The 13,337-nt window shown below is 63.2% G+C and carries 8 protein-coding genes and 1 riboswitch; of the genes, 1 reads left to right on the forward strand and 7 read right to left on the reverse strand.

Features of this window, described 5'->3' with window-relative positions; all coding sequences use genetic code 11:
* Position 1: 1 nt before the first annotated feature.
* Genes cobO through cobU form a run of 4 tightly spaced genes read right to left on the reverse strand, consistent with a single transcriptional unit; the run spans position 2 to position 6,131 of the window.
* Positions 2-637, reverse strand: coding sequence for a cob(I)yrinic acid a,c-diamide adenosyltransferase (gene cobO, locus K6N12_RS22995; protein ID WP_097625807.1), 636 nt, complete (start codon positions 635-637; stop codon positions 2-4).
* Positions 634-4,548, reverse strand: a complete 3,915-nt coding sequence (gene cobN / locus K6N12_RS23000; RefSeq protein ID WP_097625808.1) for a cobaltochelatase subunit CobN — start codon at positions 4,546-4,548, stop codon at positions 634-636. Before cobN ends, cobO begins: the two co-directional genes overlap by 4 nt.
* A gap of 4 nt (positions 4,549-4,552) precedes the next feature.
* Positions 4,553-5,602 (reverse strand): cobalamin biosynthesis protein CobW, encoded by a 1,050-nt coding sequence (gene cobW, locus K6N12_RS23005; RefSeq protein WP_097625809.1) that lies wholly within the window; start codon positions 5,600-5,602, stop codon positions 4,553-4,555.
* Positions 5,603-5,606: 4 nt separating this feature from the next.
* Complete coding sequence (gene cobU / locus K6N12_RS23010) at positions 5,607-6,131, reverse strand: bifunctional adenosylcobinamide kinase/adenosylcobinamide-phosphate guanylyltransferase (RefSeq protein ID WP_097625810.1); 525 nt, start codon at positions 6,129-6,131, stop codon at positions 5,607-5,609.
* A 284-nt stretch (positions 6,132-6,415) separates the two neighbouring features.
* Positions 6,416-6,808, reverse strand: a riboswitch (cobalamin riboswitch).
* 279 nt (positions 6,809-7,087) lie between these two features.
* Between cobU and K6N12_RS23015 the strand changes: the two genes are divergently transcribed.
* Positions 7,088-8,878 (forward strand): chloride channel protein, encoded by a 1,791-nt coding sequence (locus tag K6N12_RS23015; RefSeq protein WP_097625812.1) that lies wholly within the window; start codon positions 7,088-7,090, stop codon positions 8,876-8,878.
* A gap of 7 nt (positions 8,879-8,885) precedes the next feature.
* Here K6N12_RS23015 and K6N12_RS23020 read toward each other — a convergent pair whose 3' ends face one another.
* The 3 genes from K6N12_RS23020 to K6N12_RS23030 all read right to left on the reverse strand — a co-directional run bounded on the left by K6N12_RS23020 (position 8,886) and on the right by K6N12_RS23030 (position 12,726).
* Complete coding sequence (locus tag K6N12_RS23020; protein WP_097625813.1) at positions 8,886-9,974, reverse strand: adenylate/guanylate cyclase domain-containing protein; 1,089 nt, start codon at positions 9,972-9,974, stop codon at positions 8,886-8,888.
* Between the two features lie 261 nt (positions 9,975-10,235).
* Complete coding sequence (locus tag K6N12_RS23025) at positions 10,236-11,006, reverse strand: SDR family oxidoreductase (protein ID WP_097625814.1); 771 nt, start codon at positions 11,004-11,006, stop codon at positions 10,236-10,238.
* A gap of 265 nt (positions 11,007-11,271) precedes the next feature.
* Entirely contained in the window at positions 11,272-12,726 is a 1,455-nt protein-coding gene (locus K6N12_RS23030; RefSeq protein WP_222148977.1) for a cobyric acid synthase, read from the reverse strand.
* Positions 12,727-13,337: the final 611 nt, after the last annotated feature.

A 13,337-nucleotide genomic window follows, 5' to 3' on the forward strand; every position in this document is an offset into this window, starting at 1 on the left:
CCTAGAATTCTACCCCCGGCTGCCCCTTGATGCCGGAGCGGAAGGGATGTTTGACAAGCTCCATCTCGGTCACCAGATCCGCGATCTCGATCAGTTCTTCTTTGGCGTTGCGCCCCGTCAGCACCACATGGGTCATGGCGGGCTTCTCGGTCTTCAGGAATTCCACCACCTCGTTGATATCGAGATAGTCGTAGCGTAGCGCGATGTTGATCTCGTCGAGCAGCACCATGGAATTGCGCTCGTCGCGGATCAGTTCCTTGGCCTTTTCCCAGGCAGCCGAGGCGGCGGCAACGTCGCGGGCGCGGTCCTGCGTTTCCCAGGTGAACCCCTCACCCATGGTGTGGAACTGGCAGAGATCGGAGAAATGCTTCTCGATCAGATCGCGCTCGCCGGTCCACATCGCGCCCTTGATGAACTGCACGACGGCCGAGGGTTTACCATGGGCGATGTGGCGAAAGATCATGCCGAAGGCGGCGGATGATTTGCCCTTGCCCTTGCCGGTATGGACGATGATCAGCCCCTTGCCGTCGGTCTTGGTCGCCATGATCTTGTCGCGCGCGGCCTTCTTCTTCGCCATCTTCTCGGCGTGGCGCGCATCATCCTTGCCCGTTTCGTTGTCCGGGATTTCGTCACTCATCGGTTCACCTCATTCTGTGGTTTGGCCAGGTCGAACCGGGCCGAATTGCTGCGCGGCGTCCAGAGGCTGCGGTCGATCGCCTCGCGCAGCCGCGCTGTCATCTCGTCGAATGCCGCCGGGTTCTTTTCCGTCATGAAGCTACGCACAGCCGGATCGGTGACGAAAGCCTGGTAGACCGCCTCGAAATGATGCGCACCGACCGCGCCCGTCGTCGCCGCGAAGGCGAAGAGATAGTCGACGGTGGCGGCAATTTCGGCCGCACCCTTGTAGCCGTGGCGCATGACGCCGGATATCCATTTGGGATTGACGACGCGTCCGCGCACGACGCGACCGATCTCTTCCTCCAGCGAACGGATCACCGGCCGCTCCGGCCTCGAATGATCATTGTGGTAGATCGAGGGGCGCGCGCCGCTGAGCGCCTCGGCCGCCGCCGCCATGCCGCCCTCGAACTGGTAGTAGTCATCGCTGTCGAGCAGGTCGTGCTCGCGATTGTCCTGGTTCTGAACGACGGCCTGCACCGAGCGCAGCCGCTCCTCGAACAGGCCGCGTTCGGCCTTGCCCTCCTCACCGGCGCCATAGGCATAACTGCCCCAGACGAGATAGGCCTCGGCGAGATCGGCGCGTCGCTCCCAACCCTTTTCGTCGATCAGCGCCTGCAATCCGGCGCCGTAGGCGCCGGGCTTCGAGCCGAAAATCCGGTAGCCCGCCCGACGTTTCGCCGCGGCGGCGTCGAGGCCGGCAGCCGCAAGCCTTGCCGCCTCGCCGCGCATGCGCGTTGCGATCGGATTGTCGGCCTCGTCCTCTTCAAGCGCGCCGACGGCGCGGACCGCCTTGTCGAACAGAGCGATCTGCTCGGGAAAAGCGTCGCGGAAGAAGCCGGAGATGCGGAGTGTCACGTCGACACGCGGCCGCCCGAGCATGGCTTGCGGTATGATTTCATAGCCGGTAACGCGGCGAGAACTCATGTCCCAGAGCGGCTTGACGCCAATCAGCGCCAGCGCCTGGGCGATATCGTCGCCGCCGGTGCGCATATTCGACGTTCCCCATGCCGTCAGCCCCAGGGAAACAGGCCATTCGCCGTGATCCTGCACATAGCGGCGCACCAGCAGCTCGGCGGATTTCTTGCCGAGTTCGTAAGCGGCCGGTGTCGGCACTGCGCGGCTGTCGACCGAATAGAAATTTCGGCCCGTGGGCAGCACGTCGGGCCGCCCGCGTGTTGGCGCGCCGGATGGGCCAGGTGCGACGAAGCGACCGTCGAGCCCGTTGAGTAGACCGTGAATTTCGGCGGGGCCGCAGGCGAGGATGGAGGGCTTGAGGCGGGTTTCGATCTCGGAGAGTACAGCCTGCGTAGCCTTCCACTCTGCTGGGCACTCCATTTCGCCGGAAACGAACTTCGCTGCCAGCAGTTCGACGCGCTCGACGGCGTCGCCATTGGTGCGCCAGGGTGCATCGAGAACGTCGGCGAGGATGGCGGGACGTGTTCTGGTCCAGGGGGTGGCCATGTCGCAGTCGAGAGGGTCGAACGTGGAGTTACCCCTCTCTGTCCTGCCGGACATCTTCCCCACAAGGGGGGAGATCGGCAAGGAGTAAGACAATCGCTCTATATCGATTGTTTGGGGAGGCCGGCGCTCCGATTCAATCTCCCCCCTTGTCGGGGAGATGTCCGGCAGGACAGAGGGGGGTGCCCCAGGCACATTGCCCATCCCCGCATCCGCCGCGATCACCCGCTGCAAGCTCGCATCACCGCCCTCGCCCAGCCCGCGCGGCACCCGCGCCAGCGCCACGGTGAGATCTGTCAGCAACCGCCCCTCCGGCGACACGCCGAACACATGCAGCCCATCCCGAATCTGCATTTCCTTGAGGTCGCAGAGATAGGCGTCGAGCTTCTTCAGCGCTTCGCCTTCGCTTTCGCCGCTCTTTATACCGGCATCCCGGTCGAGGCCGATATCGGTCACCAGATCGAGGATCTGCCGGCTGAGCAGGCGAATGCGGCGGGGATCACTGCCGGAGGCCTCGTAATATTCGTCGACCAGCGCTTCCAGATCCTTGAGTGGCCCATAGCTCTCGGCCCGCGTCAAAGGCGGCGTCAGATGATCGATGATGACGGCGGCAGTCCGGCGCTTGGCCTGCGTGCCCTCGCCCGGGTCGTTGACGATGAAGGGATAGAGATGCGGCAGCGGCCCGAGGATCGCCTCGGGATAACACTCCTCCGATAGCGCCAGCGCCTTGCCCGGCAGCCATTCGAGATTGCCGTGTTTGCCCATGTGGATGACGGCATCGGCGCCGAACGCGCGCCGCAGGAAAGCATAGAAGGCAAGATAACCGTGCGGCGGCACGAGATCCGGCGAATGATAGCTCTCCTTCGGATCGATATTATAACCGCGCGCCGGCTGAATGCCGACGAGGACGCTACCGAAGCGGGCGAAAGGCAGGGCGAAGACGCCGTCGAGAAAATACGGATCGTTCTCGGGATCGCCCCAGCGGGCCCTCACCTCATCCTGAATCTTATTAGGAAGAGTATCCAGGAAGCCGTTGTAGAGACTCAGGGAAAGGGTCTCGCGAATGACCCTGCCGTCATGACCTGAATTGGTCGGCCCTTGCATCAGATGCCGGATCAGCGCGTCGCCATCGGCCGGAATATCGGCGAGCGGATAACCCGCTGCCGCCATCGCCCGAAGCACCTCGATGCTGCCGGCCGGCGTATCCAGGCCAACCCCGTTGCCGAGCCGGCCGTCGCGATTCGGATAGTTCGCCATCACGAGCGCGATGCGCCGGTCGCGAGCCGGAGTAGCGCGCAGCCGCGCCCAATTGGCGGCCAGTTCCGCCGTATAGCGCACCCGGCCGGCATCCGGTTCGCTGGCGACAATGTTGGTCTCGACGGCTGCATCGTAACGCGCCGCCGTCTTGAAGGAGACCGCCCGCGCCAGCACCCGGCCGTCGACTTCGGGCAGCGCCACGTTCATGCCGAGATCGCGCGCCGACAGGCCTTGCGAGGAGGCCGCCCACGCTTCCTTGGAGGACGCAGACAAGATCGCCTGCAGCACCACCGCCCCATTCGCCTCCAGCACCGTCGGCTGCCGGTCGGCACCAGGCGCGGAGACGGCAAAGCCGGTCGTGTTGATCACGACATCGGGTTTCAGTACTGAGAACACGCTCTCGATAATGCCGGTCGAAACGGGGTCCTTGAGGCTATAGGCAAAGACCGGCAGCGGCCGGAGACCGTGCGCCTGCAAGGCTTCGATCAGCGCTTCGATCGGCTTGGTCTCGCCGCTCTGCACGAGCGCTCGGTAGAAGCTGATGGCGACGATTGGCTCCACCGCCACCTTCTCTGTCACCCGCCGCCACTCCTCGACCCCGATCAGCCCTCGCCCCGCCCACCAGATCCCCGCCTTCATCAACGGTACCGCCGGCGCGGGCTTCTCCGCGCCCGACAGCATCGCCGCGGCATAATCGAGAAAGGCGCGCCCATTGGCCTCGCCGCCCTCGATGAGATAGGCCCAGAGCGCATCGAGATCGTCGACCTCGATGTTCGAGAAGGGTACCAGCCCCGCATCCGACCTGGCATCACCCGGCAGCACCGCAATCTGCGCGCCGGCGCGGGACGCTGCAGCATGCAGCGCCTCCAGCGCATAGCGGAAATAGCTGGCGCCGCCGAGCGCACGGACGATGATGAGCCTGGCGTGCCGCGCCGTGCGCTCGACATAGGTATCGACCGACATCGGGTGCTTGAGGCTCATCAGGCTGGCAAGCCGCAGCGAATGCGGCCCACCGCAGGCGCGATGGGCGGCCGCGATCGCCGCAAGCTCGCTGTCGGCGGCCGACAGAAACAGGATATCGCCCGGCGTCTGACCGAGATCGATCGCCTCTTCGCCGTCGCTGATCATTCCCTGCTGGGCCAGAAGCAGATGCATGGGCCTACGCCAGCGCCTCGATCGCCGCTCTCACCGCACCCTGATCCATCTCATGCAGACCAATGACGACGAGGCGCGTGCCGCGGTTTTCCCCAGGCGCCCAGGCGCGATCGAAATAGTGGTCGATGCGGCTGCCGACTGCCTGGAGCTGCAGGCGCATCGGCTTGCCCGAAACATCGACGAAGCCCTTGAGGCGCAGCACGTCATGGGCCAATATGATGCTCTTCAGCGCCTCGATGAAGCCGGCCGGATCGGCGACCGGGCCGAGATCGACGACGAAGCTGTCGAATTCGTCATGATCGTGCGGCGTGCCGTCCTCATGCTCCAGTTCGTGATGGGACTTGCGGTTGGCGATATCGTCCTCCGTGCCGATGCCGAGGCCAAGCAGGATGCCGGCCGGCACCTCGCCGTTTTTCGCCTCGATCATCACCGGCTTGCGCGAGGTGCGGGCGGCGACCTCGTCGCGCACCCGGCCGAGGCCGGCCACGTCGATCAGGTCGGTCTTGTTGAGCACGATGAGATCGGCGCAGGTGAGCTGATCCTCGAACAGTTCCTCGATCGGGCTCTCGTGATCGAGCGATTCATCCTCGCTGCGCGCCGCCTCGACGGCATCGTGGTCGTCGGCGAACCGGCCGGCGGCAACAGCCGCACTGTCGACCACCGTGATGACGCCGTCGACGGTCACCTGGGTGCGAATGTCAGGCCAGTTGAAGGCGGCGACCAGCGGCTGCGGCAGAGCGAGGCCCGAGGTTTCAATGACGATATGGTCGGGCCGCTGCTCACGTTCCAAGAGCTTCGTCATCGTCGGAATGAAATCGTCGGCGACGGTGCAGCAGATGCAGCCATTAGTCAGTTCGATGATGTCGTCCTCGCTGCAGTTCTCCGCACCGCAGCCCTTCAGCACCTCGCCGTCGACACCGAGATCGCCGAATTCATTGATGATCAGCGCGATCTTTTTACCGCCGGCATTGGTAAGCAGGTTGCGGATCATCGTCGTCTTGCCGGCGCCGAGGAAACCGGTGATGACGGTTGCGGGAATCTTCTGTTGATTCATGGATTTAACCCTTCATTTTCAGCGGCAGGCCTGCCGCGATGAAATAGACTTCGGCGGCCTTTGCCGCGATCAGCTGGTGGAGACGGCCGGCATGATCGCGAAAATCCCGCGCCATGCGATTGTCCGGCACGATGCCGAGGCCGATCTCGTTTGACACGAAAACGAGCCGCGCCTTTGCCCGCGGCAAATAATCGGCGAGCGCCAAAAAATCCGCCGCCATATCGCGCTCCTCCATCATCAGATTGGTGACCCAGAGCGTCAGGCAGTCGATCAGCACGACCCGGCCCTCGCCGTCGATGGCGGCGAGCCTGCCGACGAGATGGAGCGGTTCCTCATGCGTCGTCCATGACGGGCCGCGATCGGCTCTGTGCTGGGCAATCCGCGACTGCATCTCCTCGTCCCACGCCCGGCCGGTCGCGACGTAGTGACGATCGAGGCCGGTTGCAACGACGAGGTTTTCGGCAAACCGGGATTTGCCGGAGCGTGCGCCGCCGAGGATGAAAATGGCATTGGAGAGAGCGGTCGTCATGCGCAGACGGCCTGCTGGGAGAATGCGACACCCCACCACGCTCCCTCATTCCTGTGCCTGTCACAGGAATCCAGGCACGGCGCGTCCGCGCCGTGAATGACTCTCATTCGGGAAGTAAGTCTCTCGCGCCCAAGGACTTGGTCGCACTGGATTCCTGTGACGGGCACAGGAATGAGGGAGGAGAGGGAAATGCGCTCCAGTACCCCACGAGGCAACGCCGAATTCAATCGTTCAGCCAAAACAACCTCCGTGCTGGCAGCGGGTCTCTTGCCCAGGATTGGGCTTTTCGCCCGGCACGAATGGCAGGTCTCCTGGCTCGCGGTTGTCGGCCGCGATCGGGGCGGACCGGAAACCGGTCGCCCCTGATCGTGCCAGCGGATCTGCCTCGCCTTCCCGGCTGCATTGGTGAAGAGGTGGACGATTCGTAGAAATAGAGGCGTCCGACCCCGGTTGATCACCATGCATGTCCAGTGGCTTTTCCGGCATGTCGCCCGTCACGCCCGCCTGCATGATTGCAAGCGGGCAGGAAGGGCTCGATGCCGGATGGAAGACCCTGACCGCTCTACAGTCGCGGGGTCGGCTGTGATGAAGGCGCCCGGTGTGGGTCCGCCCCGTCACATTCCCTTTTCATCCGGAAGGCGTAACGCCGATCCGGAACCATCCGTTATATCCGAGGATGGCCAGATGACCATCCGCGTGGGATGGTCTGGCGACCATCCGTTGAGGGATGGTTAGGCAAGCTCAGGAGTGAAGTCAACCGGCCTTGGCGGTCGGCCGTGGGCGGCAAGGCAGGCACGCTCATCCAAACACGACTTACTCGACCAGGAATATCGTCATTTATCAGAGGCTTACGTCATAAATATTTGACGCGCCCGCCGGCTTTTCGCCGCAATTGCGCTGCAAGCGGACTGCGCCATCGCCCTTGACCGGGCCTCTTCCTGCCTAGTTGTCTTGCCATGCTTATGAAATTGGATCGGCGCCGGTTCCGAGCGCTGCGTGTTTTCTTCGATCCGGGGCGGCTGCGGGCGCTGACCCGCCGCAGCGAAGTCGGTCTGTCTCTGGCGGGCGCTGTCGTCGGCATTGCCTCCGGTCTTGCCGTGACCGGCATGAGCTTCGTGTCCAATGAACTGCATCAGTTGGTCTTCGGTATCGCCGACAGCGAAAGGTTGAGCTCGTCGGTGATCGACGACAAGCTGCTGCTGCTCACCGCCCCGATCATCGGCGGCATCCTGCTCGGCCTGTTGCTCTTCATTTTGGCCAAACGCCGCAAGAAGCCGATGGTCGACCCGATCGAGGCCAATGCGCTGCATGGCGGCCGCCTGTCCTTGACTGACAGCATTATCGTCGCCGTGCAGAACCTGATCTCCAACGGGTTCGGCGCCTCCGTCGGCCTGGAGGCCGGCTATACCCAGCTTGCCGCAGGGCTCGCCTCGAAACTCGGCCTGAAGCTGCAGCTTCGCCGCTCGGATCTCCGCGTCCTCGTCGGCTGCGGCGCAGCCGGCGCCATCGCCGCCGCCTTCAACGCGCCGCTGACCGGCGCCTTCTATGCCTTCGAACTGATCATCGGCACTTATACGATCGTCTCGCTGACCCCTGTGGTGGTTTCGGCCCTTGTTTCCACCCTGATCGCAAGGCTGCTCACCCACGGCGATTTCACCATCGATATCGGCGGCTTCGGCGCGGTCGTGCCGGCCGATTATATCCCGGCGCTGCTGCTCGGCGCGGTCTCAGCCGGCGTCGGCATCCTGATCATGCAGGGTGTCGCCTTTGTCGAAGAACTGGCGCGCAAGAGCGCGATCGCCCCGCCCTTCCGCCCGGCCCTCGGCGGCATCATCGTCGGGCTGCTGGCGATGATCTCGCCGCAGGTGCTTTCGGCCGGCCATGGCGCGTTGCATCTGAACCTCTCCCGCGACGTCGCCATCCCGGCGCTGATCGGCCTCTTCCTGTTGAAATCCTTGGCTTCGGCGATCTCGATCGGCTCGGGCTTCAGGGGCGGCCTGTTCTTCGCCTCGCTGTTCATGGGCGCCCTGCTCGGCAAGCTCTTTGCTTATTGCGGCCCCTATTTTGCCGATGCGACGCTGACGCCCGTCATTTATGCCGTGGTCGGCATGAGTTCGCTTGCCGTCGCCGTCATCGGCGGGCCGCTGACGATGACCTTCCTGGCGCTCGAAATCACCGGCGACTTCCCGATCACCGCGCTGGTGCTCGCCGCCGTCATCACCTCCTCGCTCGTCGTGCGCTCGACCTTCGGCTACTCCTTCGCCACATGGCGCTTCCACCTGCGCGGCGAAAGCATCCGCAGCGCCCATGACGTCGGCTGGATCCGCAACCTGACGGTGGACAAGCTGATGCGCGCGGACGTCAAGACGGCAAGGGCTGGCATCTCGCTGGAGGAATTCAAGCAGGCCTTCCCAATCGGCTCGACCCAGCGTGTCATCCTTGTCGAGGAGAGCGACAAATATGCCGGCCTCGTGCTGGTGCCGGAGATCTACGCCAACCCGACCGACACCCAGGACGAGGGCAAGACGCTTGCCGATTTCATCCACTACCGCAACGATTTCCTGCAGCCACAGATGAATGCAAGGCAGGCGGCGGCGATCTTCGATAAGAGCGAAAGCGAAGCACTCGCCGTCGTCAACAATTTGATCGAGCGCAAGGTGATCGGCCAGCTCAGCGAAAGCTATACGCTGCGCCGCTACAGCGAAGAACTGGACCGCCGCCGTCGCGAAGTCTCCGGCGAAATCTGAAGGGGTGTTATGACGCGGCGCCGGCCAGCCGGAAGACGTCGGCCTTCTTCGAAACGCCCCGCAATTCGAAAGAGCCGAGATACTCGCAGGGGACGGCTGAGGTCGCCGCGAAGCTCTCCGACAGCAGCAGGTGCTGCTCGAGCATTCCGCAGAGCTTTTCCAGCCGCGAGGCTTCGTTGACAGCCCTGCCGATCACCGTGAAGTCGAGCCGGCCGTGGGCGCCGACATTTCCGTAGAAAACCTCGCCGAGATGCAGCACGACATCGATGCCGATATCGGGGCCTCCGTTGCGTGTCCGCTCGCGATTAAGCTCTTCGTTGGCCTTCAGCAGATTCTGAGCCGAAGCCAACGCTGCCCTGCAGGCCTTTTGCGGATCCTCCGCCTCAGTCGGAAAGATCGCCAGTACACTGTCGCCCATGAACTTGAGGATCTCGCCGGAATTTTCCTCGACATGCCGGTCGATCAGCTCGAAATGCTCGTTGAGAAACCCGACGATCTCCGCGGGCTGATAGACCTCGGTCAAGGCCGTGAAATTGCGAAGGTCGGCCAGTAGGATGGCGGCATCGATGGAACCGCCCATTCCTCTGCGGGTTTCGCCGGCAAGGATACGCGCACTCGTCCTAGCGCCGGTATAGACCGCGAGGATATCGCTCGCCGTCTTCGAAACCGCCACGCGGTAGGCCGCCAGTCCGAGTGCCGGGAATAGCGCTGCGACGATCGCCAGTTGATCATCGGAAAATCCGCCCGGCGCATCGCTCGTCAGCGAGAAACCGAGCCCGCGCAACGCGACTTCCTTCGGGAATTCGAACAGGCTAATCACGTGATCCGTGCCCCCGGAAAGCGCGAATTCGTTGAGCTCGGTATAATCGAGACCCTCGCCCCTCGCCAAATTCCATCGCCCCGTTCTTTCGCCGCGGCTCAAAAGGTAAAAGATCGGCGTCTTCTCGAAGTCACGCTCCGTAGCACTGCCGTGCTCGGCATTTTCAAGGACGGTCTCACCGCCCCGCATGAAATTGGCCGCGACGCCGCGATACATCGGATGCAGGGACGGCATTCTGATACTCGCCCGCCAGATCGGAAACCCGTCCGCGATCAGCCGCTTACACAGGCCGGAAACGAGGTCGCCAATATGCTCGCTGGTGATTCCCTGCTCTATAATCCACTGAATATGACCGTTAATTTCCGAACCTCCACATGAGCCGGCGCAACCTTATGACGGCAAATCGGGCAAATGGGCGGCGATGCCGAACCGGCTGCCGCCCTATCAATTGATAGTCGCGCCAAACCGATATTTCCAGCCGTTATCAACGGCAAGTCATTTCATCCGAAGCCGGCACAACGCCGGCGGGTATCGTCCTCACATCCGGACCGTCATGCCGCCGTCGACGGTCAATACGTGGCCGTTGACGAAGGATGCGGCGCCGCTTGCAAGAAACAGTGCTGCACCGGCGATCTCGTCCGGGCGTCCCCAGCGTTGGACCGGGATGCGCTGGCGCACGAAGGGCATCAATTCCTCATTCGCGGCCATTGCCGCGTTCGTCTCCGTGGCGAACCAGCCGGGTGCGATCGCGTTGCTGGTGATGCCGTAAGGGCCGAATTCGACTGCCATGCCGCGCATCAGTCCGGTCAGACCCTGCTTGGCAGCCGGATAGACGCAGTCGCCGGGCATGACGACATGACCGCTGATCGAGGTCACCGCGATCAGGCGGCCATAATTGCGCCGCTTCATCAGCACCGCGGCATCGCGCGAAAGCATCATTGCCGCGGCCAGATCGGTGTGCAGCAGCTCGATGATGGCCTCATCGTCGAATTCGGTCAGCGGCCGCCTGTCGCGGGCGCCGACATTGTTGATCAGAATATCGAGACGGCCGCGGACCTTTTCGATATCGGCCATCACAGAACGCTGGGCCTCGCGGTCGGCGATGTCGAACACGGCAGCCTCCGCCGAGCCGCCCGCCGCACGCAGCGTTCTTAGGGCCTCGTCCAGCGTCGCCGCCGTCCGTCCGGTGATGATGACATGCGCGCCGGCCTCGGCAAGCACGCGCGCCATCTCGAAGCCCAGACCGCGGCCGCCCCCGGTCACGAGCGCCACCTGACCAGCCAGTGAAAATCTATCCATTACGCTCATGGTTTATGCTCTCGACCGAATTCTCGTGGTGAGAGAATTAATGGACTCAGTCAACTAATTTGGCAAGAGTGGAGCGGCAGACAGTGGGCGCAAGTCGCTGCTCTGAGCATTCGATGGCGCCCCAACTCTCCTCCTCCTTCATTCCTGCGCTTGTCACAGGAATGACGGAGAAGAGGTTAAGCACCTCAGATCAACCGAACATAGGGGACCTGCTTCCAGCGGGAGCAAGGCAGCGCGGCAATCCCCGCCTAACACACATCCATCCCTACCCCAGCAACCCCGCAAGCCAGCGCGCATCGAGATGCTTCTCCAGGTCACTCGCGATTTCATCCAGCGCCCACTCGACGCTCTCGCGGTAATTCCTCTGCTCCCCCGAGAGCCCAAAGCTTTGAAGCAGCAGGGCGCGATAGGCGTCGCTGCCGAAGAGCCCGTGCAGATAGGTGCCCATGATCCGGCCATCGGCCGAAAGCGCCCCGTCGGGTGCGCCGTCGATAATCGCCGAAGGCCGGTCGCAATCCGGGCCGTGGGTGATGCCGAGGTGGATCTGGTAGCCGGCAAGCGGCACGTCGTATTCAGTCGAGCGGGCATGGCTGTTGCGCACGGTTTTTTCAGGCGCCATCTCGGTCTCGACGTCGAGCAGCGCAAGCCCCGGCGTCTCGAGTGTCCCGCCCTCGAGACCGAGCGGATCGTGCACCGTGCGGCCGAGCATCTGGTAGCCGCCGCAAATGCCGATCACTCGGCCGCCGCGTCTGACATGCATATGGAGATCGCGGTCCCAGCCTTCAGCCCTGAAATCGGCGAGATCCGATATCGTCGCTTTCGAGCCGGGAAGAATGACGAGGCTCGCATCGGCAGGCAGCCGTTCGCCCGATCGCACGAAGACCAGTTCGACGTCCGCCTCGGCCCGCAGCGGGTCGAGATCGTCGAAATTGGCGATGCGCGGCAGCACCGGCACGGCGATCTTCAGCGCCCCGGTCCTGCCCTTCGCCAGCCGTTCGAGCACGACCGAATCTTCGGCCGGCAGGCGCGCCGCACCCGGCAGCCACGGCACGACGCCGAAACACGGCCAGCCGGTAAAGCCTTCGATGGCGCAGATGCCGTCGTCGAACAGGGAGATGTCGCCGCGGAACTTGTTGATGATATAGCCCGCGATCATCGCCCGGTCCCCATGATCGAGAATCGCATGCGTGCCGACCAACGAGGCGATGACGCCGCCGCGGTCGATATCGCCGACGAGCACGACAGGCACGCCGGCCCGGGTCGCAAAACCCATATTGGCGATATCGCCGGCCCTGAGATTGATCTCGGCCGGCGATCCGGCACCCTCGACGATGACGAGATCGGCGCCCGCAGCGACTTTTTCGAAGCTTTCGAGCACTGCGCCGAGCAGCTGCGGCTTCAGCCGCTGATAATCCCGCCCTTTCGCCTGTCCGAACACCCTGCCCTGCACGATGATCTGACTGCCATTCTCCGATTGCGGCTTGAGCAGCACCGGGTTCATGTGCACCGAGGACTGCGTGCGCGCCGCCAGCGATTGCAGCCACTGCGCCCGGCCGATTTCGCCGCCGTCATCGGCAACCGCCGCATTGTTCGACATGTTCTGCGGCTTGAATGGCCGGACGGCAAGCCCGCGATTGGCCGCCAGCCGGCAAAGGCCGGCGACCAGCACCGTCTTGCCGACATCCGAGCCGGTTCCCTGCAGCATGATCGCTCTTGCCATAGTGGCCGCCTTTCGCTGAGGCGAGGCCTACAATGGGCGACGATCCCGGGTCAAGGCGTGCCCTCGGTCAAGACGTGTTCTGAGTCAGGACTTGACCCTGCTCAAGCGTCCCGCAGAAACGCGAAAACCGCGCATGGCCTTGGCTCTGCGCGGTTTGCCGAAAACTCAGGCGTCTTCGCCCCTACACGGCGAAGCTCGCTTTCCCCGGTACGCACTACCTGAACCGGGGAAGCGGCGGTCATTGCCGCCACGACCCAACTGATAACGGCACATTCTTACCGGAGAGTTATTGAAGCCTTACGCAAATGTTAATTTTGACTTTTTTTGACTTTCTCGCCGAAATTTCTGCCGAAGCCCCACCGGCGATCGCCAAGAGCGTGCAAACTGCTTAAAGGCGCCATTTTCGGGATATTGAGATAAATTCTTCGAATTCAATCATTTAGTCCCGCAACCATCAGCAGAAGACGGTTGATTTCTGCGAGCGAACGCGTAGGCTTTCCAAAAACGCCATTTTCGAACCATGACCTGCGATAAGCTGCCGGAGCCGCAAGGACGAAGGCGCCCCATGAAGCGGAAAACGTTTGTCGCGGGATCGCGGCATTTCCTTTTGG

The sequence above is a fragment of the Rhizobium redzepovicii genome, from assembly GCF_019793435.1.
GTDB classification, from domain to species: Bacteria; Pseudomonadota; Alphaproteobacteria; order Rhizobiales; family Rhizobiaceae; genus Rhizobium; species Rhizobium redzepovicii.

Coding starts and splice junctions, on each gene's coding strand:
- K6N12_RS23030 (WP_222148977.1), bottom strand. CDS start 12,726: ATGGCAAGAGCGATCATGCTGCAGGGAACCGGCTCGGATGTCGGCAAG.
- cobO (WP_097625807.1), bottom strand. CDS start 637: ATGAGTGACGAAATCCCGGACAACGAAACGGGCAAGGATGATGCGCGC.
- cobN (WP_097625808.1), bottom strand. CDS start 4,548: ATGCATCTGCTTCTGGCCCAGCAGGGAATGATCAGCGACGGCGAAGAG.
- K6N12_RS23015 (WP_097625812.1), top strand. CDS start 7,088: ATGCTTATGAAATTGGATCGGCGCCGGTTCCGAGCGCTGCGTGTTTTC.
- cobW (WP_097625809.1), bottom strand. CDS start 5,602: ATGAATCAACAGAAGATTCCCGCAACCGTCATCACCGGTTTCCTCGGC.
- K6N12_RS23025 (WP_097625814.1), bottom strand. CDS start 11,006: ATGAGCGTAATGGATAGATTTTCACTGGCTGGTCAGGTGGCGCTCGTG.
- cobU (WP_097625810.1), bottom strand. CDS start 6,131: ATGACGACCGCTCTCTCCAATGCCATTTTCATCCTCGGCGGCGCACGC.